The following is a 20,728-nucleotide window of genomic DNA, read 5'->3' on the forward strand; positions in this document are numbered from 1 at the left end:
CAATGAAAATGACAGAAACTAAAGGATTTCTTTGAGGGGGTCTATATGTTTATAGAAGGTATATTTTTCTTGATAGTTTTGGAAGAGGTCTAAAGCGTCTGGAATGAATTTGATAAGGTCTGTTGCCTTCATACTTTCTTTATTTATGTGTCTGGCTGCTATATCCCCTGAAAGTCCATGGAGATAAACACCTGTTTTGGTTCCTTCTTTTGCACCAAGCCTATAAACCATAGTTCCCAGAATACCTGCAAGAACATCTCCTGTGCCTGCTGTTGCCATTCCTTCATTTCCACGGATTGAGTAATAAACTTTGCCTTCTGGGGTTGAGATTACTGTCCGTGAACCTTTAAGAACCACATATGTTTTTGTTTCTGTGGAAAACTCTCTGGCTACATCTTCCATATTGTCCAGTATTTCTTTTGTTGAAATACCTGTTAATCTGGACATCTCTCCAATGTGTGGTGTTAGCACCGTTGGATATCTTCTTTTTTGCAGAAGATTTTTAAATCCGTCTATTTTGACAAAGTTATTTAGCCCATCAGCATCAATAACAACAGGCATTTTTTCTTTTAAAATTCTTTCCACAACCTGTATTGTATATTGATTTACAGACATTCCCATACCAATAGCTATAGATGTAAATTTGCCGTTTTTGATAATCTGTTTAATCTGGTCAGCAGCTTTTCTTCCAAACGTTCCATCTTTGCTATCAACAGGAATACTCATTTCTTCTATCAGGGCTATTTCAAATATAGTATCAAGTTCTTCAGGAACCACTACAGAAACCAGTCCTGAACCGGCTGCAGTTGCAGATTTTGCAGCCATAATAGGTGCACCTGTTTTGCCTTTTGAACCGCCAATTACAAGCAAATGACCATAGGTATACTTGTGGCTGTTTTTCTTTCTTTCAGGTAAAACAAGTTCTGCAGGCTCAAGCAGATATCTATGGATTTCTTTTAAATACTGATGGTCTATGGATATATCAACCACATAAATATCTCCGCAGAACTCACAGGCAGGATACAAAACATGGGCAACTTTTGGATAAGCAAAGGTTATTGTTATATTAGCTTTTGTGTGAACCCCTTCTATTTTTCCTGTATCTGTTGACAGTCCTGATGGTATATCAACTGCTACCACATATTTTGCATAGTTGTTTATAATTTCAATCGCTTTTTCTCTATAGCCTTTTACAGGTGGCTTAAATCCAGTGCCAAAAATGGCATCAACCACTATATCAGCAGTTTTTATTGCGTTTCTTAGCTTACCAAGTTTATCTTTTCCTATCAGAAGAACTGAACCGCCGAAGGTTTCAAATATTTCCAGATTTTTCCTGTTGTCTTCTGATAGCTTTTTAGTAGTATCTGATAGTATAAAAACTTTTACATCTTTACCGGCAAGGAGCAGATAACGGGCTATTACCAGTCCATCTCCACCGTTATTTCCGCTTCCTGCAACAACAACTGCAGAGTTAAAATCCTTTTTTTCAAGGATTATCTGGGCTGCTGTTCTACCGGCATTTTCCATTAAAACAAGGGATGGAATTCCTGTCAGCTTTATTGTATTTTCATCTGCAAAAGCCATTTCGCTGGCTTTTAATAATTTCATCCCTTAATCTGCTCCTTCACAAATTCATAAAGGGCATCTACCGCTTCAACAATATCACCATACATGTCGTAGTCATAGCATATAGACGCAGCACAGCCATCTGACATAGAAAGTTCTTCCAGCTCTATGATTTGCTCTATCCAGTCTGGAAATTTTACAGTGGTTTTCTGTCTTATTAAATCAATTAGATTTCTGATTGAACCCACCTTTTCAACGTCAAGGCCGTAGCTTAATCCGAGTGCTTTTAGTAGTGCCCTTGTGGCATTTTGAAGATGAAAAAAAACAAGCCCATCATCACAAAAATCAATCTCTAATAGTTCATGGGCTTCATTTAATTCATTTTCCCCCGTTTTAAAAAACTCCTCCCTCATAGCTGAAACCTCAAATCTGAAAGATTTTTTAATGTGTTATCAAAAGGATAAAATCCAAGCAGTCTTAAAATCAAGGTATATGTGCCTTCTTCCCCAATAATATTAAATATGTCCTGATGGGAAGCTTTAACATTGTAAAGGTCAGCAACATATTTATAAGGATTTTGTTGTGGAATATTATCAAGTGTCTTACTAAATAGATGATAGAAAAATTCCCCTTCATTTGATTTTATTAAAGCCAGCCAGCCTACAAGCTCATCTTCGGAAATCTGTTTTGTGAAATACTTTGCAAAAAGCTCTTTTAAACGATTGTCATCATTACTTTCCTTTGGAGTTTCAAGGAATTCTTCATATCTTTGTGTGAAGTATAGATAATCTGCTTTAAAGGTGTTATCCTCTCCGTAGTAAATATTTACAGGTTTGTCCAGTGTTTTTTTATTGAGATAGCCTTTTGAAAGATATGGATATCTGAATAGCTTTTTAAGAAAAAGTTTCATACTACCTATAAACTCACCTGTGCTGAAGCCTTCATCCTGTGCCTGCCTGAATAATTCAAACAGATAATATATTATGTCATCCCCGTTATAATATCTAATCAGTAAAACCGGATTAACATTTTCTATTCCAAGAAGCCAGAATATTGATTCTATTTTTTCAAATGTATCTACGTCTTGCCTACGCAGGCTTTCTTCAAAAACATTTTTCTGGGTTTCATAATCCCTTATGGTAACAAGCCTGTTTTCAATTCCTGCCTCTTCATAATAAGAAACAGTTAGCAGATATAAAAATTCATCTTTATCTTCAACCTGCTTTTTAACAAAATGCTTGATTTTTACAAACATTTTTGAAAATTCTGCGGTGTAGAAACTGCCTTTGAATTGCTGTTTTTCTCCTGTAAATATCTCATAAAGGGAAGCAAAAACAGAAACTATTCCAAATAGAATAATATTTTTATCTATTGTAAGTTTTCCTTCTTTTTGGATAACAACCTTTTCAAAGGGAATTATTTCTTCATACAAAACCTTGTCAAACAGATTAAGTATTAGGAAATTAAGCTGGGCAAGTTTAAGTGAAACTCCTTCCCTTACAATTTCATCATCAGGGAAAAGCTCTAAAACAAGCTGGTGTTTTTTGGTAGCATCTAATTCCTCAATTTTTTGCATAAGTTCAGGTAAAAGATTAAAATCAATGATTATTCCGTGTTTTTTTACAAGCGGTGTTCCCTGATAGAAAAATACCAGAGGTGCAGGTGTTGGTTGTAACTCACTAAGTGCATCGGTAAATAGCATAAATATTATTTTCTCCGGAGTGTCTTCTTCAGGATTAAGCTCCAGTCTATCAAATATATCAATGACTGCCTGCCGAATTTCCCATTTATTGAATTTTTTGTGTTTAAATTCCTGATTTACGAACCTGACTACTGATTTTCTTTCTTCAAAAAAGCGGTTGCTGTCTGAGACTAGCTCTTCAACAGAAGGAAACTTTGATGCTTCTTCCTTTATAAAATTTATGGAGTTCTCTACAGCTAAATCTATTTTTTTACGGTCTTTTATGTGCTTCTGTATTATTTCCATCTTTCTCCTACTGGGACATTAAATATTTAAGTCCTATAAATACTACCCTGTAAACAAAAAACAAAACAACGGTAAAAAATCCTATATTAAGCGCTATTAAAAACAGTGCAAAATTAGACCTTCTTTCCTCAGGAGGTTTTTTATTGTTTTTTATCACCATAATTACATAGCTACCTATCCCTGCCACAAGAATAAGAATAAGCAGTATCAAAATATCTGTTGAGTGGAGGTCTCCAACCTGTGATAATACACTTTCAGGAGTGCCCTGGTTTAGTCTTAGTTTTGCAGCTTCATCCATTTTTAACACCTCCTATTTAAGCCAGATATATTCACTTCTTTCTGGCCCTGTGGAGAGCATCACTACAGGAACTCCTGTTTCTTCTTCTATTGTGTTTATAAAATCCCATACTTCTGCCGGGAGTTGTGATTTATCTTTTAAACGAAATGTGCTTTTATCCCAACCTTTAAGGGTTTTGTATACAGGTTTGCAGTTTTCCAATATTTTTAAAGATGCAGGGAAATCTTTTATTATCTGGCCTTCATACTCATAAGCAACAGCAACTTTTATTTCATCAAAATGGTCTAAAACATCAAGTTTTGTAATTATAAGACCATCCATTCCATTTATTCTTGCTGCAAATCTAAGGGCTACAAGGTCAAGCCAGCCACATCTTCTTGGTCTACCTGTTGTTGTTCCGTATTCATTCCCTTCGTCTCTGAGTTTCTGGCCTATTCCATCATTTAGCTCTGTTGGGAATGGCCCTGCACCCACCCTTGTAACATAGGCTTTACTTACTCCATAAACTTTTGCCTGTCCTATTAGTTTTGGAGAAACTCCCGTCCCATTGCACAGACCTAAAGCAGAAGCATTGGAAGAAGTAACATAAGGATATGTTCCCATATCTATATCAAGCATTGTTCCCTGTGCACCTTCAAATAAAACTCTTTCCCCTTTTGACAGAGCATTATGTAGCATTAAAGATGTATCTGCCACAAGTTCATGAACTTTTTCAAACATTCTCATTGTGTCTGAATAAACTTCATCTACAGTCAGGTCAAATGTTTCTCCGTATATCTTTTCTGCTATCTCTTTGGCTTCATTTAACGCACTTTCAAGTCTGTTTTTAAAATATGGAGGGTCAAACAGGTCAACCATTCTTATGCCAGTTCTGGCATACTTTGCCATGTAAGCAGGGCCTATACCTTTTAGAGTTGTTCCTACTTTGTCTTTACCTTTTTTCTTTTCTGAAAGTCCATCAAGGATTTTATGGTATGGAAAAACTATATGTGCCCTATCGCTTATAAAAAGCCTTCCTTTAAAGTCATCGCCGACTACGTCCTTTACTTTGTCCATTTCAGCTATAAGCTCTTCAAGGGCAACAACAACACCATTTGTGATTAGATTTTTTTTACCTTCTCTGAGAATTCCAGAAGGAATTAGATGCAGTGCGTATTTTTTATCTCCTACGATAACTGTATGCCCTGCATTACTACCACCCTGATATCTAACAACATAATCATAATCAGGGGTTAAAAGGTCAACTATTTTACCTTTTCCTTCATCTCCCCATTGGGAGCCAAGGATAACAAGGCTATTACCCATTAATTTCCTCCTGTATCAGTATAAACGAACTCTTTAATATCTTTTCTTTTCCAGTGGCCAATAGATGGCATTCCTTCAATAAATTGTTTTTGTATATGTATAAGTTTCTTAATCCCCAATTTTCCATATTCAAGCATTTTGTCAAACTCTTCCTGTGTAAAGGAGTATTCCTCTCCTGTTGCTTGTATCTCAACAAAATTTCCGCTTCCTGTCATAACAAGGTTCATATCAACCTTTGCAGCTGAGTCCTCCTTAAAGTTCAGGTCTAAAACCACTTCTTTTCCTACAACCCCTGTAGAAACTGCAGCCACATAGTCTTTAAGGGGATTTTGTTGAACTACACCGTTTTCTGTTATTTTTATCATGGCGTCAGCAACAGCTATAAATGCTCCTGTTATAGAGGCAACCCTTGTTCCGCCATCTGCCTGAATAACATCACAATCAACCCAGAGGGTTCTTTCTCCTAATTTTTTCAGGTCAACTACACCCCTTAATGACCTTCCGATTAGCCTTTGAATTTCCTGTGTTCTGCCAGATGGTGCACCTCTAACAACTTCTCTTATATTTCTACTTTCTGTAGACCTTGGGAGCATTGCATATTCAGCAGTTATCCATCCCTGTCCTGTTCCTCTAAGGAATGGAGGAACTTTTTCTTCTACAGAAGCAGTTATTATTACTTTGGTATTTCCCATCTCAATAAGGACAGAACCTTCTGCATAGATGTTAAAATCTCTAACGATTTTTACAGGTCTCAGTTGAGTTGGACTTCTTCCGTCTGGACGCAAGACAAACCTCCAATCATTTTTACAAACACAAAATTTTATCATAACTATCCATTGAAAAGTTAAATTAAAGGTAATATGTTGTAAATAAAAAAAGGAGGGCACAATGAGAGAATTAAAAGCACTTTCAAATGAAACAGCCAAACTTAGTAAAAGGCTGGAGTCTATTGAAAAGCATATGGAACAGGTTTCAAAAAAATTAGAAGAAATTGACAAACAACTGATTTCTGTAAGAAATGAATTAACTCAGAAAGAAGTAAAAATTATTGAACTTTCCCGCAGGATTAGAGAATTAGAGCATGAACTACATGAAACAAGACAAAAAATTAAAAAGCACAGAAAACTTCTTCAACAGGCAGATAGTCCAAGGGAATATGAAAAATATCTAAAAGAAAGGGATAAATTGGTTGCAAAAGCTACTCAGCTCATGGAAGAAATTGAAAAACTGCGTTCAGAATACCAGGATTTAATTTTTGAAGAAGATAAACTATTAGAAAAAGAGGAAGAACTGGAAAAAGAAAAGGTAAAACTACAGCAGGAATATAATTTCCTTTTAAAAGAACTTGAAAATCTGTCTGAAAGATTAAACAGATTAATTCAAAAGCAAAAAGAAAAGCACAATCTATAACTGATTTTCTTTAAATTTAATTAGCTCAGTTATCGTTTCATTAACAGGGGCTTTTAGCCCCTTCTTTTCTGCCAGCTTTACTATTGCACCATTAAGGGCATCTATTTCTGTTTTTTTACCTGCTTTCAGGTCATAATACATAGATGGATAATGTTTTGCCGTTGGAGGAATTAGTTTTTCATAAAAATTTTTTACGTATTCCTCTGGAGATTTCCAGTTTAGCTTTATGTTATTTGCCTTGGTAACTTCAAATATTTCATAAATGATATTGTTCATAATTTTCCTGGTTTCCGGATTTTCTGCAAGACTACCGTAATTGCACTCAAGTAATGCTCCCAGCGGATTAAGTGCACAGTTATAAAGAATTTTATCCCATAGTATTTGATAAACATCCGGGGCATAAGATACCGGAATTCCCTCTTTGTTAAGGAGATTGATTAGAGGAAGTATTTTTTCCTGTGGAATTGTCCCTGAAGGGTCTCCAATCCTGACATCATCTGCATTAACGGTGATTTCTGCACAATTTCCATTTATGACTTTTGAGCCAAAAATAACCCTTGCAAGCAAAATCTTATTTTCTCCAAACCTTTCAACTGCCTGTTCATAATTCCCGTATCCGTTTTGGGCAACAACAAGTAGAGTTTCATTTTTCATCAAAGGAGAAAGCTGTTCTAAAGCCTTTGCCGTATCATAAGATTTAACGGTAAGTATTACAAAATCCACTGGTGGCAGAGTTTCCGGTTTATCTGTAATACCATCTAATTTAACCTGATGATTTCCCCATATACCTGTTACACATAGGGTGTTATCAAGAAATCTACTTAGGTATTCTGACTTAGTAATACCGTAAATTGTGGCACCTGCTTTTTTTAAAAATGTTGCAAATGCAATGCCAAGGGCTCCAAGCCCGAAAACTGCTATTTTCATAATCCCAGATATTTTGCAATCTCGTTAAGGTTTGGTGGTAATTCTATTGGTTTTTCACTGGCTTTTATTACTGTATCCGGGTCTTTTAGTCCGTTTCCTGTAAGGGTGCAGACTATTGTTTCGCCGCCTTTGAATAATCCTCTTCTATAAGATTTAATCACACCTGCAATTGATGCTGCTGATGCCGGTTCACAAAATACACCTTCTGAAGAAGCCACAAGTCTATAAGCTTCCAATATTTCTTCATCAGATACGGCATCTATAAATCCGTTACTTTCCTGTGCAGCCTTAAGTGCAGGTTGCCAGCTATATGGATTTCCTATCTTAATTGCAGTTGCTATAGTCTGAGGATTTTTTATAGGAAAGCCTTTTACTATCGGTGCTGCTCCTTCTGCCTGCCAGCCTATCATATGGGGTAATTTTTTTGACTTTCCTGCCTGATGGTATTCTTTGTATCCTTTCCAGTAAGCTGTTATATTTCCTGCATTTCCTACAGGAATAAAATGAAAATCCGGGGCATCTCCAAGAACATCTATTATTTCAAATGATGCTGTTTTTTGACCTTCTATTCTAAATGGGTTTACAGAGTTTACAACTTCTACAGGGAATTTTTCACCGATTTCACGAACAATACTTAAGGCATCATCAAAATTTCCCATAAGGGCTATTATTTTTGCTCCATAAACCATAGCCTGAGAAAGCTTTCCAAGAGCAACAGCACCTTTAGGAAGAATTACATAGGCATCCATTCCTGCCCTTGCTGCGTAAGCTGCTGCTGAGGCTGATGTATTTCCGGTGGAAGCACATATTACAGCTGTTTTTCCTGCTTCTTTTGCCTTTGATATGGCAAGGGTCATACCTCTATCTTTGAAGGAACCTGTTGGATTGAGACCTTCATATTTAAGATATATTTTCAGGTCTAAATCTGGAGCTATTTTTTTAGCAAGATTTGGGGCTTCTATCAGTGGCGTGTTTCCTTCATGAAGTGTAACTATAGGGGTTTTTTCTGTAACAGGTAAATACTCTTTATAAGCTTTAATGATTCCTTCCCATTTACACAAGCCCAAATTTTGTAATCCTCCAGAAATTATTAGAGTGATTATTATATCATTTTCCGGTGCTCTCTAAATTCATCTCTTTATAGAGCTCTTCTGTTATAGGTCCCTCTGCTTTTCTGTTTATGAATTGTTGAACTATTGGGTCTGGATTGTTCCTGATTTCTTCCGGTGTTCCTATAGCATATATTTTTCCTTTATGTATCATTGCTATTCTATCTGCTATGCCAAATGCACTATCAAGGTCATGGGTAACCACTATAGAAGTAACTCCTATTCTATCTCTCAATCCCATGATTAGTTTATCTATCATTGCACTTGTTACAGGGTCTAAACCTGAAGTCGGTTCATCATATAAAACTATTTCAGGGTCTGTTGAGATAGCTCTTGCAAGGGATACTCTTTTCCTCATACCACCTGAAAGCTCAGAAGGATAAAGCTCTTCTATCCCTTTTAGACCTACAAGGGCTAATTTTTTCTGTGCCAGTTTGTAAATTTCTTTTACAGGCATGTTAGTATTTTCCAGAAAATAAAATCCAACATTTTCCCAGACTTTTAAGCTATCAAAAAGGGCTCCTTCCTGAAATAGATAACCCATTTTCTTCCTAAAATCTATGAGCTCTTTATCTGATAGTTTTGTTATATCTGTTCCGTCAACAATAATCTGACCACTGGTTGGCTTTAAGAGACCAATTATATGTTTTATAGTGGTGCTTTTTCCACTACCACTACCCCCCATAAGAACAAATATTTCTCCTTCATAAACATCAAAGGATATACCTTTCAGGACAAGCCTGTCTCCAAACTTTTTTGTAAGATTTTTTACCTGAATTTTTTTCTTTTTAGCCTGCATAATAGGTTATTTTACTATATTCTTAGATATTGTTTTTGCAGTAAAATTTCCATATAATATATATTCCTAAGCGAGAGTGGCGGAACTGGCAGACGCGAGGGACTTAAAATCCCTTGGCCGCAAGGCCGTGGGGGTTCGATTCCCCCCTCTCGCACCACTAAATCAAAGGTTTCAAAAAATTTCTTGTTTTTCATATCAAAAGCTCATATCACTAATAGATATCAATATCATTTAGATTTAGAAGTTTAGAAAATTAAAAAATTCCCCTTTTTGTGAGGTTAATAAATTTCTACCTGTCAGGTTTAGAAAATTCTATACTTTCGAGACACTCATTAAAATATTGATATATAGGTATCTAAACAAAGAAACATTTTAAAATAAAATTTTTTTCGGGACATATCAATAAACGAAAAATTAATTGTATTTAATTGACACATATCTATTTATGTATAAATTTAGGTGTATAGACTAAAGCAGAGGGTATTAGTATGAAATTAAAAAGTAAAAAGGTAAGAAAAAATATAACTATCTCTAAGGAAGCAGAAAGAAAACTGAAAGAACTGGCAAAAATAGAAAATAAATCTCAGAGCCAGCTTATAGAAGAGCTTATAGAGGAAGTCTATAAAGAAATAGAAAAAAAGAAAAAATTAGAAGCTTTAGAAAGGATTGTTGAAAACAGGAAATACTTCAAAGGAATTGACCCAAACATAACTATACAAAAAATAAAGGAGCAGATGGGAAGTGAATTATAAAAAGGTATTTGTAGATGCCAACGTTATTTTAGACCTGTTCTTAGATGATAGGCCATATAGTGAATATTCAAAAAAATCCTTCTTTTATTTACAAAAAAATAATGTAGAGCTATTAACCAGTTGTGAGTTAATAACTACCGTTTACTATGTATTAAAAAAGTATAATAAACAAAAAGCTTTAGAAAATTTTTCATACACTTTTGAATTAATGTATTTAATCCCATTTTCAAACTATGAAACCCAAAAAGCAATAGAATTGATGCAAAAAGATAAAAAGTTTGAAGACTTGGAAGACACTCTGCAGTATGTCTTAGCACTGGAAAATGAATGTGATTTAATTTTGTCCAATGATGATAACCTTCTTTCACCTGAAATCAAAAAAACCAGCACTAAAGATTTTATTGAAAAACTTATTTAACCCCTGAAGATGTAAATAATCATAAAAAGGTTTAAAATATATATTCATATTTTTCATATACCTTAAGAAAACTTAGGAGGAAACATAAATGGGAATGACGTTAACAGAAAAAATCCTTGCAGAGCACGCAGGAAGAGATTATGTAGAACCAGGAGAACTGGTCACAGTTAAAGTTGACCTTGCAATAGCCAATGATATCACAGCACCACTTGCAATAAGACAGCTTGAAAAATATGGAATAGATAAGGTTCATGATCCGGATAAAATAGCCCTTGTTATGGACCACTTCTTCCCTCCAAAAGATATTTTATCTGCACAGCAGATAAAAATTTCCAGAGATTTTGCCAAAAAAATGGGAATTAAAAACTATTTTGAAGGTCAGGACTCTGGAGTTATGCATACAATTCTGCCGGAAAAAGGATTTATTGCTCCTGGGGATTTAGTAATGGGTGCTGATTCCCATACATGCACATACGGTGCCCTCGGTGCATTTTCCACAGGAGTAGGTTCAACAGATATCGCATATATATTTGCAACAGGTGAAACATGGCTTAAAGTTCCTGAAACTATGAAATTCACATTCTACGGAAAAAGACAAAAATGGGTAGGTGGAAAGGATTTTGTCCTTACAGTAATTGGAAAAATAGGTGTTGATGGTGCTTTATACAGGGCTATGGAATATCACGGGGAAGCTATTAAAGATCTTCCTGTTGAGGAAAGACTTACAATAACAAATATGGCAATTGAAGCAGGTGGAAAAAATGCAATAATGGAAGCTGATGAAAAAGTTTTAGAATGGCTTAAAGATAAAACCAAAAAACCACTTAGAATGATAAAAGCTGACCCTGATGCAAAATACTGCTGTGAATATGAATTTGATGCTTCAAAAATAGAGCCTGTTGTTGCAGCTCCAAACCTTCCATCAAATGTAAAACCTGTCTCAGAAGTTGCAGGAAAACCTATTAATCAGGTTTTCATCGGTTCATGCACAAACGGAAGGATTACAGACCTTAGAATAGCTGCTCAGATACTAAAGGGCAGAAAAGTTCATCCTGATGTTAGATGTATTGTAATTCCTGCATCTGATAGAACATACAAACAGGCACTCCATGAAGGAATCCTTGAAATCCTTGCAGATGCAGGATGTCTGATAAGCACATCTACTTGCGGTCCTTGCCTTGGTGGACATATGGGTATCCTCGCTGAAGGAGAGGTTTGCGTTTCAACATCTAACAGAAACTTCACAGGAAGAATGGGACATCCAAATAGTGAGGTTTATCTGGCAGGTCCTGCAGTAGCTGCAGCTTCAGCAGTATTAGGAAGAATTGCACACCCTGAAGAAGTTGTAGGAACAAAAGCAGAAGTAAATGTTTAATATAAACCTTGGAGGGTAGCAAGATGATAGGCTTATGGGATGCTTTAATTAGAGTTCTAATTGGTGCAATACTGGTTTGGCTCGGTATTGAAGTAGGCGGAGTGTGGAAAATCGGAGAAGTAGTTGGATTTATCTTTATGTTTACAGCAATAATTGGCTTTTGTCCACTTTATAAACTTACCGGCGTATCATCCAGATGTGATAACTGCCAGGAAGCAGCTGAAGCATGAACAAACGGGTTTTAGCCCTTGATGTTGGTAATAAAAGAATAGGGGTTGCTTATAGCGACCCCTTTGGTATATCTGCAAATCCCCTTCCTGTTATCCAAAATGATGAAAAAGTATTTGAAAAAATTAAAAACTTAGTCAAAGAATATGACATCGGGACAATAGTAATAGGTCTTCCTTTAACCCTAAAAGGCGAAGAAGGGGAACAGGCACAGAAAACAAGAGAGTTTGCAGAAAAACTAAAACAGGAAATTCCTGATATTCCTATAAAGTTTGTTGATGAAAGATTTACAACAACACTGGCAGAAAGACAGCTCAGAGAAACCACAAAAAAATCAAAAAGAAAACAAAAACTGGACAGTGTATCTGCTGTTTATATCTTAAAAACATATCTGGATAGTTTGCACATTTAGATGAAAAAGCTTGTTTATTTTTTAGCTGCTTTATTTTTACTAATCTTAGCTATATCCGGAATATCTTATTATGTCCTATTATCAAAAATTAATTCATACAATCAACTTTCAAAACCTGTTTTTGTCAAAATACATAAAGGGGAAAGTATAAAAAAGATTGCAGAAAAGTTAGAAAAGAAAGGAATAATAAAAGACAAAAATCTTTTTATTCTATATGCCAGATACAAAAACAAACCCCTTAAATACGGCTTTTATATGTTCAAAGGAAAACTTAATATTCCTCAAGTATGGGAAATTCTTTATACAGGTAAAGAAAAATTAATAAAATTTACCATTATTCCCGGTGAAGATTTAATAGACATAGGACAAAAACTGGAAAAAGCAGGATTTGTTCAAAAAGAGGAATTCTATAAGTATGTCTTTGACCCGAAAAATGTTAGATGGTATGGACTTGAAGGCAAGTCATTTGAGGGATATTTTCCACCTGATACTTATTACTTTAGAAAAGATTTTACCCTTAGAAATATAATTGAAACATTTTTAGGGGATTTTAAACGAAAATATAAACCTGTTTTGAAACCTGTAGAAAATCTCACTCCATATCAAGTTATGATTGTGGCTTCTATGGTAGAAAAGGAAACTGCTGTTCCAGAAGAAAAACCTATAATAGCAGGGGTTATAATAAACAGGCTTAAAAAAGGAATGAAATTGCAGATTGACTCGACAATTATTTACGCTCTAAAGCTTAAAAATCAGTGGTATGGAGACCTTACAAAGAAAAATATGAAAATAGATTCACCTTATAACACCTATTTGTATCAAGGACTTCCACCTACCCCTATATGTAGCTTTTCACTGGAGAGTTTAAAAGCTGTGATTAATTATAAAAAGACAGAATATCTATATTTTTTCTCTAAAGATGGCAAAAGACATTCCTTCTCTAAAACATACAGAGAACATCTAAGGAAGGTCAGGGCAGCTTACTGACCCTCCTGCTGGTCTTCAGTTTTCTGGCCGTTGTTTTCTTCAACTCCAGAAGCCTGTTTTATAATGTCATTTAGTATATTGGCAAGGAATTCTCCTCTATGGAGAATTGTGTGGTTCTGGAATACATTGTCTCTGCCGTGTTTTGCTATTTCTTCCCTTTCTTGAGGTGCATCTTCCAGATAATATGCTATTTTCCCTTCTATCTCAACGCTATCAATAGGATGGTATGTAATTAAGTCCTGACCATCAACAAGGAATGATTTTGATGCAAGTCTTTCCTCAACCATTGTAAGTGTGTTTGCCCCAACAGAAGCAAATACTGAATAGGCAAGTCCGGTTGTTATAAATGTCGGATGGGATAGTAGGGATATTTTTGTTTTTGACAGGAAGTTTATTACATCTTTGTTTTCTATTACATCTTCATACACAATAACATTTTCTTTGGTTTCTCCCTGAACAGGACCCAGAACATTTATCTCAAAATCCTCAATAGAATCAATAATATTCCATCTTCTAAGATGCATAGCATATAGGGCTATCTCTATAAGATATTTCATAAAATCATCTTCCCTTTCCTGCTGGAACTTGAACATTGCCTGTTGAAAATCCTGTGTATACTGGGAAAGTAAAAATCCTGAGGCATATCTAACAGGCATATCAGGATTTCTGTAAAGCATTCTTCCAAGTTCAACGGCAAAATCAAATAAAGGCTGGTCAAATCTTTCTTTCCAAGCCTGTTCAATAATATCAGGGTCAGAAACCGGTCCTAAGAATGCAACATCAAACTCTTTTTCGGTGTTTGGAGGGGGAAAATCTCCGGGATTAATTCCCGGTGCCATAAAGGCAACATTTTTTTTCATGCCCCCAATCCACTGGGCATGTTCTATATCTATAGTCAGGAAAAGAAGCTGATTAGAGTGAAGTGTTGATTTTAGTTTTGTAAAATGAATCATAGGGTCTTCTAAAAACCAGCTTACATGGATGTTCCCGATAACATCAGGAAGAATTCTTTGTTCTCCATCTTTTTCTGCAAAGATTAGACCATCCAGATTAAAATCAAATGTAAAAAGCGGCTTGTATTCAATGATTTCATTAACTACTTCCTGAACATTTTCAGGTGTTGGTTCTACAATTTTTGTTTCAAAATTTCTTGCAGAAAGTGATTTTGCAAGACCTTCCATAAGAGAGTCAACAATTTTTTTAGGGTCTGGTGTTTTTATAAAGACAATTCTTGGTTTCATATAGCCTCCGTTTTCTTCTGTTATAATGTTTGAAAATTATTTTACTACAGGATTTGATTTATGGTCTCTGAAGGAAAAAAGAAAAAAATAATAATATTTGGGCTGGGATTTTTTGGTAAAAAACTGATTGAAAAATTATCAAAAAACTGGGAAATAATCGGAGTTGATATAAATGAGTCTGTAATCTCACAACTCTCCGGCGAATTTGAAAACGTTGAATTTCTCCATGGTGATGCCTCCAGTATCCTCACATGGAAAAAGATAGAACTGGCATCAATTGGTCATATTATTTCTACCATAAAGGATACAGATGTCTCTCTGGAAGTATGCAGAATAGCTAGAGAGGTTTTTAAGCTTGATAGTCCGGTTATTGTTTTACTTTTTGATGAGGATAGGGCTGAAGATTTTGAAAGTTTTGAAGCCACAATTATAAAACCTGCAGAAATAATAACAAATGCTGTTGTATCAAAGATAGAAAAAAATTACACCGTCGCCACAAATATTGGTCTTGGGAAAGGGGAGATTATTGAGGTTAACATACTTGCCCGCTCACATCTTGTAGATAGAAAACTCAAATATTTGAAACCTACCAGATGGAGAATTGCCGCCATTTACAGAAATGGCGAACTTATCATACCTACAGGAAATGAGAGAATAAAGGTAGGAGATAAAGTTGTAATTATAGGTGACCCTAAAGTACTGGAAAATCTGGTTAATATTTTAATTAAAGGTATTCCCCAATTTCCTCTCCAGTTTGGCTCAGATATGGCCACAATTTATGCCCCTAAATTCAGAAAAAGCCTTGAAGAAGCAGCTTATCTAAAAAAACATACAAAAGCCCATAAATTACAGATATATCCGTATAAAAAATATGACATAAGAAAAGATTTTGAGTTTATAAAAGAGACTGTTGATAATTTTGAGATAAAAAATCCTGTTAATAGCCATCTGCAGCTTTTCAAATTAGAAGAAGATATAGGAACAGTTATAATCCCATTTATAAAAGAACCATTTTTCAAATGGTTTAAGCTGAAAGCTATATTCGAAGAGGCAACAAAGCCATTTTTAATCAGCAGGGGAAGTTCTCCTTATAAAAGTATTGTTGTTTCTTTTAACTGCTCCGAACCTGCTTTCATTCTTGAGATGGGAATTGAACTATCAAGGCTTATGAAACTGCCTGTTGAGGTTGTTTACGGTGTCATGCCTGAGGAGTTAAGGGGTATAGAGGAAGAAGAAGCCATAAAAGAAAGGAATGAGATTATCTCAGATTTTGAACATATATACAAAACAGGGATTAAATACTCTGTTTTAGAGGGAAATCCTGTAAAGGAAACACTGAAATATATGAAAGATAAAAAGGATTCATTGCTTTTGACAGTTTATGACAAAAAGGAAAAAATATCCGTATTTTCTCCGAATGTTCCATTTTATATAACCAAAAATGTAAAATCCTCGGTTTTATGTTTTCCTTTAGAGGAAATGACCTATGAGTAAAGAAGAATCTATATTGCTTCTTGTGGTCTCTGTAGGTGCATTTATAATGCCTTTTATCAGTAAAAGGCTTATGCTTCCTTCTGCTGTAGGGGAAATATTATTTGGGCTGATAATAGGAATATTTTTCAAACAGTTTGCAGCTGAAAGCAGTCTTAGTATTCTCCATTTTTTAGGTAGCCTTGGTTTTCTTATCCTGATGTATCTTGCAGGTCTGGAAATTAATTTTGAAAAAATTAAAGTTACCCCAAAGAAAAATCTGTTTATATACATACTATCTATACTGATAATTGTTATCCTTTCCTTTGTAATAGTATTTTATACAGGTCAGCCTAAAATTAATATACTGATTTATCTTACCGTAGCTGTGGGGTTGCTTTATCCTGTTTTGAAAGATGCCGGACTCCTTGAAACAGAATTTGCCCAATCAATGTTAATAATCGCCAGTATAGGAGAAGTCCTCAGTCTTCTTTTTATATCCGGATTTTTTATGTATTTTGAACACGGTTTATCAAAGGAAACATTTATCCAGCTAATAGAGATATACATCTTCTTCTTTATTGCATATATTGTGTTGAAACTTCTACAGCTTTATGCATGGTGGAATCCTAAAAAAATGTTTTTGTTTATAAAAACAGATGACCCAACAGAAACAGCGGTCAGGGCTAATTTTGCAAATATGTTTGTTTTTGCAGCACTTGCAAACATACTGGGACTTGAATATATAATAGGTGCATTTTTCGGTGGAATGCTATTTGCAATGATTTTCAAAGAAAGACATGAAATTCAAGAAAAAATAGGAAGTTTTGGGTATGGTTTTTTAATTCCTGTGTTTTTTATTGAGGTAGGCTTGAGATTTGATATTTTTAGCTTTTTACAAAAAGAAGTATTTTTAGGGGCTCTTAGCATAATAGCTGTTATTTTGCTGATAAGATTTTTTGCTGCTATTCCTCTGATTTTTTCCGGTTTTTCTGTAAAGGAAATCATATCTTTCCCATTTGCTACCTCAATGCCCCTTACACTGCTTGTTGCTATTGCAACACTGGGTCTTGAAACCCATACAATAGATGAAAAATATGCATCAATGATTATCCTTGCTGCCCTTCTAAGTGGAATTTTGTATCCATGGATATTTAAATTTATACTTAAACAAAATACATAAAGGAATAAAAGATGTATAACCTGACAACCGATGAGGCTGTTTTTACAGTTATAGACCTTGAAACAACAGGATTTCATCCTGAAAAGGATTATATAATTGAGATAGCCGCAATAAAATTTCAGGGAAATGTGGAGATTGACAGATACCATCAACTTGTAAAACCTGATATGGATTTTGTTCCACAGCATATTTCTAAATTGACCGGTATCACAACAGCAATGGTGATTGACCAGCCAAAGATAAATGAGGTTTTGCCTGAGTTTTTCAAATTTATAAAAGACAGTATAATTGTTGCCCATAATGCAAAGTTTGATATTTCCTTTCTAAACTATAACGGAAAACTTTACCTGAACAAAACACTAAAAAATCCGGTGATATGCACAGATAATCTTGCAAGGCGTATTCTTCCTGATATTGATAGCAAATCTCTGGAAAATATAGCATTCCATTTTAATATCCCTTTTAAACAAAGACACAGGGCTTTATCTGATGCAGAAACCACACTTAAGATATTTATAAAAATGCTTCAGTTTCTTGAGGATTATAATGTCAACAGGGTAATTGATATAATAAGGCTATCTGAGGGAAAAAGAATAAATGACAGAATGAAGAGGAAGAAATATGTTTAAGATTGGAATAATCGGCGCAGGAAATATGGGAGAGGCTATAGTCAGAGGGCTAATTGAAAAGAATGTAGTTAAATCTACAGAAATAGTTGTTTCCGATATTGACCCTGATAGGATTAGTTATCTGGTTGAAAAATACAATGTTGCAGGAAGTTCCAGTAATAAAAGAGTTGTTGAAAACTCTGAAATAATCTTTCTGGCAGTTAAACCTAAAGATTTAGAAAAAACTTTGGAACCTATAAAGGACAGCTGGACAGAGGATAAAGTTCTGATATCTGTTTTAGCTGGAATAAAAATAGAAAAAATAAGAAAATTCCTTGAAGAACCGGTTATAGTTAGAATTATGCCTAATACACCTGCACTTATCGGTGAAGGTGCAATAGGAGTGTCTTTTGGGGAAATAGATGAAGATAAGAAGATAGAAATTTTAAATATTCTTAATGCCCTCGGGGTTGTTGTTGAAGTTGATGAGTCTCTAATGGATGTTGTAACAGGTCTGTCTGGAAGTGGCCCTGCTTATGTATTTATGTTTATTGAAGGACTTATTCAAGGTGGCATTAAAGGAGGGCTGTCTTACGCTCAGGCAAAAGAACTTGCTGTCCAAACAGTTTTAGGTGCTGCAAAGCTGGTTAAAGAGCTTGATGAACATCCTGCTGTTTTAAGGGACAAGGTAAGCTCACCTGCAGGAACGACTATTTATGCTTTACATAAACTTGAGGAAAAAGGCCTTAAAGACGCTGTTATTTCTGCTGTGGAGGAAGCAACAAAAAGAAGCAAAGAGTTATCTAAATAAGGGAAGCGGTTATATAGTTTGATACCATAATACCTTCAGGTGTAAGTTTCAGCCTGTTATTTTCTATTTTGGCAAGACCATCAGATACTATCTGATTAACAAAATCCATTTTATCTTTTACCAGTTCTATATCTATACCCTCTGCAAGTCTCAGTCCAAGAATTATTTTCTCTTTCCTTTTTTCCTCTGGAGAAAGTTTATCTCTGAACAAAACAGCAGACTGACCTTTATTTATTTTTTCCATATATTCATACAGATTTTTTGTATTACCGAATCTTTCGTTATCCACCAAAGACCATGCAGAAACACCTATTCCCAGAAATTCTTCTCCTGTCCAGTAAAAAAGATTATGTTTGCAGTGATAGCCTTTTTTTGCCCAGTTTGAAAGTTCATATCTATCAAACCCTTTTTCATTTAAAAAGCCATCAATTAGCTTAAACATATCCAGTAATAAATCTTCCTCTGGCAATGAGTATTCACCCCTTTTTACCATCTGACCAAGAGGAGTTTCTTCATAAGCAGTTAACATATACGCAGATATATGTTTTACTGGAAGTTGAGTATATCCTTTTAGGTCTTCTTCAAGGCCTTTTAATGTTTGCCCCTGAACACCGTAAATCATATCCATATTTATATTTTCTATTCCTGCATCTGCAGCTGAATAAACTGTCTCTACAACATCTTTGGGAGAATGCCATCTACCAAGGGATTTCAAAACCTTTTCATTAAGACTCTGTGCACCAATACTTATACGATTAACTCCGGCATTTAATAGCTGTTTAAATTCTTTGTATCTATAGGTTTCAGGATTAACCTCTATGGTTATTTCCAGATTATTCACGGTTTTGACATTATCGGCAATAAAATCAATAATTTCCTCTATGTATTCAGGGGGAAAAACCGATGGCGTTCCTCCGCCAAAATAGATAGTCTGGATATTAAAATTTTTGTCCTTATATAAAAGGAACTCTTTTTTTAGAAGATTTAAATACCTTCTGAAAATATCTTTGTCTACAAATGCGACAGACGTGAAATCACAATAAGGACACTTATTAATGCAAAATGGTATATGGATATATATTCCTTTAATCATGCAATCTAAAATAGCATCTTTATTCAAAAAATCAAACATTGTTATATTGCAATTTCCTTATTGTTGACATATACTATAGGAACTTAAGATTGACTAACTAACAAGGAGGTTTAGTCCAATGAAAGTAAAAGTATCTGTAGACCAGGATCTCTGCACAGCTTGCGCACTCTGCTACGATGAACTTCCAGAAGTTTACGAAGACCAGGGTGACGGAATAGCTAAAGTTAAGGACGAAATCGGCGGAGATGGTGCTATCATAGAAGGAGAACTCGCAGAAAGAGCTCTCGAAATCACAGAAGAATGCCCATCTGGTGCACTCCAAACAGAAGTAGTAGAAGAATAATTTTCTTCACATAAAGGGGGTTATGCCCCCTTTTTCATTAATTTTTCCTTTTCAATTTTTTCTATCTTTTCATGAAGTTCAAGTAAATCCGTTTTTGGTTTTTCAATATCATTAAACTGACCTCTAAAATAAAGACCAAGAATAATTGCAAGCCATCCAACAATCATAAACAATCTTGCAAATAAAACAATTATATAACCTCTAAAATCTGATTCATTCTGGGCAAATTCTGAATTGAAGAAATCAACACTTTTTCCTATCATATATAATCCTACAGATAGAACCATAAGTGATAACATTACGATGGTGACAAACTTTGGGGTGATTTTGAGTTTCATTTTGACCCCTCCTTTATTACTTCACGGGGTCAATATATGCAGATTGGAAAAATTTTCAAAAATTTAAA

The 20,728-nt window shown here is 34.9% G+C and carries 24 protein-coding genes and 1 tRNA gene; 13 read left to right on the forward strand and 12 right to left on the reverse strand.

Going from position 1 to position 20,728, the window contains the following annotated elements; all coding sequences use genetic code 11:
- Positions 1-18: 18 nt before the first annotated feature.
- Genes MVE07_RS08630 through rph form a run of 6 tightly spaced genes read right to left on the reverse strand, consistent with a single transcriptional unit; the run spans position 19 to position 5,941 of the window.
- Positions 19-1,608 (reverse strand): NAD(P)H-hydrate dehydratase, encoded by a 1,590-nt coding sequence (locus MVE07_RS08630; protein ID WP_297456350.1) that lies wholly within the window; start codon positions 1,606-1,608, stop codon positions 19-21.
- Positions 1,605-1,979, reverse strand: coding sequence for a HEPN domain-containing protein (locus MVE07_RS08635; RefSeq protein ID WP_297456353.1), 375 nt, complete (start codon positions 1,977-1,979; stop codon positions 1,605-1,607). Before MVE07_RS08635 ends, MVE07_RS08630 begins: the two co-directional genes overlap by 4 nt.
- Positions 1,976-3,553: a hypothetical protein gene (locus MVE07_RS08640; protein ID WP_297456354.1), complete on the reverse strand. Its 1,578-nt coding sequence runs from the start codon at positions 3,551-3,553 to the stop codon at positions 1,976-1,978. Before MVE07_RS08640 ends, MVE07_RS08635 begins: the two co-directional genes overlap by 4 nt.
- Before the next feature lie 7 nt (positions 3,554-3,560).
- Entirely contained in the window at positions 3,561-3,851 is a 291-nt protein-coding gene (locus MVE07_RS08645; RefSeq protein ID WP_297456356.1) for a hypothetical protein, read from the reverse strand.
- A gap of 12 nt (positions 3,852-3,863) precedes the next feature.
- Complete coding sequence (locus MVE07_RS08650) at positions 3,864-5,156, reverse strand: adenylosuccinate synthase (protein ID WP_297456358.1); 1,293 nt, start codon at positions 5,154-5,156, stop codon at positions 3,864-3,866.
- A complete protein-coding gene (gene rph, locus MVE07_RS08655; protein ID WP_297456360.1) occupies positions 5,156-5,941 on the reverse strand; it encodes a ribonuclease PH in 786 nt (261 codons plus the stop codon). Before rph ends, MVE07_RS08650 begins: the two co-directional genes overlap by 1 nt.
- A gap of 103 nt (positions 5,942-6,044) precedes the next feature.
- On the opposite strand from rph, the gene MVE07_RS08660 reads away from it, so the two are divergent.
- Entirely contained in the window at positions 6,045-6,566 is a 522-nt protein-coding gene (locus MVE07_RS08660; protein WP_297456362.1) for a hypothetical protein, read from the forward strand.
- Here the strand turns inward: MVE07_RS08660 and MVE07_RS08665 are convergent.
- The 3 genes from MVE07_RS08665 to MVE07_RS08675 are packed head-to-tail and all read right to left on the reverse strand — an operon-like array spanning position 6,561 to position 9,401.
- Entirely contained in the window at positions 6,561-7,493 is a 933-nt protein-coding gene (locus MVE07_RS08665; protein ID WP_297456364.1) for a ketopantoate reductase family protein, read from the reverse strand. The two genes, MVE07_RS08660 and MVE07_RS08665, sit on opposite strands and share 6 nt — an antisense overlap.
- Positions 7,490-8,554: a threonine synthase gene (gene thrC / locus MVE07_RS08670; RefSeq protein ID WP_345781549.1), complete on the reverse strand. Its 1,065-nt coding sequence runs from the start codon at positions 8,552-8,554 to the stop codon at positions 7,490-7,492. The genes MVE07_RS08665 and thrC overlap by 4 nt, the downstream gene beginning before the upstream one ends.
- A 46-nt stretch (positions 8,555-8,600) precedes the next feature.
- Positions 8,601-9,401: an ABC transporter ATP-binding protein gene (locus tag MVE07_RS08675; RefSeq protein ID WP_297456368.1), complete on the reverse strand. Its 801-nt coding sequence runs from the start codon at positions 9,399-9,401 to the stop codon at positions 8,601-8,603.
- A gap of 70 nt (positions 9,402-9,471) precedes the next feature.
- Between MVE07_RS08675 and MVE07_RS08680 the strand changes: the two genes are divergently transcribed.
- From MVE07_RS08680 to mltG, 7 genes are all read left to right on the forward strand, one after another.
- Positions 9,472-9,558, forward strand: a tRNA-Leu gene (locus MVE07_RS08680).
- 331 nt (positions 9,559-9,889) lie between these two features.
- Positions 9,890-10,153, forward strand: coding sequence for a hypothetical protein (locus MVE07_RS08685; RefSeq protein WP_297456370.1), 264 nt, complete (start codon positions 9,890-9,892; stop codon positions 10,151-10,153).
- Entirely contained in the window at positions 10,143-10,571 is a 429-nt protein-coding gene (locus tag MVE07_RS08690; RefSeq protein WP_297456372.1) for a PIN domain-containing protein, read from the forward strand. Before MVE07_RS08685 ends, MVE07_RS08690 begins: the two co-directional genes overlap by 11 nt.
- Before the next feature lie 88 nt (positions 10,572-10,659).
- Positions 10,660-11,946, forward strand: a complete 1,287-nt coding sequence (gene leuC, locus MVE07_RS08695) for a 3-isopropylmalate dehydratase large subunit (protein ID WP_297456374.1) — start codon at positions 10,660-10,662, stop codon at positions 11,944-11,946.
- A 23-nt stretch (positions 11,947-11,969) separates the two neighbouring features.
- A complete protein-coding gene (locus tag MVE07_RS08700) occupies positions 11,970-12,176 on the forward strand; it encodes a DUF2892 domain-containing protein (RefSeq protein WP_297456376.1) in 207 nt (68 codons plus the stop codon).
- Positions 12,173-12,586 carry a Holliday junction resolvase RuvX gene (ruvX, locus tag MVE07_RS08705; RefSeq protein WP_297456378.1) on the forward strand — a complete coding sequence of 138 codons (414 nt, stop codon included), beginning with the start codon at positions 12,173-12,175 and terminating at the stop codon, positions 12,584-12,586. Before MVE07_RS08700 ends, ruvX begins: the two co-directional genes overlap by 4 nt.
- Complete coding sequence (gene mltG / locus MVE07_RS08710) at positions 12,587-13,573, forward strand: endolytic transglycosylase MltG (RefSeq protein WP_297456380.1); 987 nt, start codon at positions 12,587-12,589, stop codon at positions 13,571-13,573.
- Here the strand turns inward: mltG and MVE07_RS08715 are convergent.
- Entirely contained in the window at positions 13,567-14,814 is a 1,248-nt protein-coding gene (locus MVE07_RS08715) for a glycosyltransferase (protein WP_297456382.1), read from the reverse strand. The two genes, mltG and MVE07_RS08715, sit on opposite strands and share 7 nt — an antisense overlap.
- 60 nt (positions 14,815-14,874) lie before the next feature.
- On the opposite strand from MVE07_RS08715, the gene MVE07_RS08720 reads away from it, so the two are divergent.
- Genes MVE07_RS08720 through proC form a run of 4 tightly spaced genes read left to right on the forward strand, consistent with a single transcriptional unit; the run spans position 14,875 to position 18,886 of the window.
- On the forward strand, positions 14,875-16,308 hold the full coding sequence (locus MVE07_RS08720; RefSeq protein WP_297456384.1) for an NAD-binding protein: 1,434 nt from the start codon (positions 14,875-14,877) through the stop codon (positions 16,306-16,308).
- Entirely contained in the window at positions 16,301-17,467 is a 1,167-nt protein-coding gene (locus MVE07_RS08725; RefSeq protein WP_297456386.1) for a cation:proton antiporter, read from the forward strand. The genes MVE07_RS08720 and MVE07_RS08725 overlap by 8 nt, the downstream gene beginning before the upstream one ends.
- Before the next feature lie 11 nt (positions 17,468-17,478).
- Positions 17,479-18,096: a 3'-5' exonuclease gene (locus MVE07_RS08730; RefSeq protein WP_297456388.1), complete on the forward strand. Its 618-nt coding sequence runs from the start codon at positions 17,479-17,481 to the stop codon at positions 18,094-18,096.
- On the forward strand, positions 18,089-18,886 hold the full coding sequence (gene proC, locus MVE07_RS08735) for a pyrroline-5-carboxylate reductase (RefSeq protein WP_297456390.1): 798 nt from the start codon (positions 18,089-18,091) through the stop codon (positions 18,884-18,886). The genes MVE07_RS08730 and proC overlap by 8 nt, the downstream gene beginning before the upstream one ends.
- Here proC and hemW read toward each other — a convergent pair.
- A complete protein-coding gene (gene hemW, locus MVE07_RS08740) occupies positions 18,879-20,018 on the reverse strand; it encodes a radical SAM family heme chaperone HemW (protein WP_297456392.1) in 1,140 nt (379 codons plus the stop codon). The genes proC and hemW overlap by 8 nt on opposite strands.
- Positions 20,019-20,097: 79 nt before the next feature.
- On the opposite strand from hemW, the gene MVE07_RS08745 reads away from it, so the two are divergent.
- Entirely contained in the window at positions 20,098-20,322 is a 225-nt protein-coding gene (locus MVE07_RS08745) for a ferredoxin (RefSeq protein WP_297456394.1), read from the forward strand.
- A 20-nt stretch (positions 20,323-20,342) separates the two neighbouring features.
- On the opposite strand, the gene MVE07_RS08750 is transcribed toward MVE07_RS08745, so the two are convergent.
- Positions 20,343-20,660: a hypothetical protein gene (locus MVE07_RS08750; protein WP_297456396.1), complete on the reverse strand. Its 318-nt coding sequence runs from the start codon at positions 20,658-20,660 to the stop codon at positions 20,343-20,345.
- Positions 20,661-20,728: the final 68 nt, after the last annotated feature.

The organism is Persephonella sp. (genome assembly GCF_027023985.1).
In the GTDB taxonomy this organism is placed as follows: domain Bacteria; phylum Aquificota; class Aquificia; order Aquificales; family Hydrogenothermaceae; genus Persephonella_A.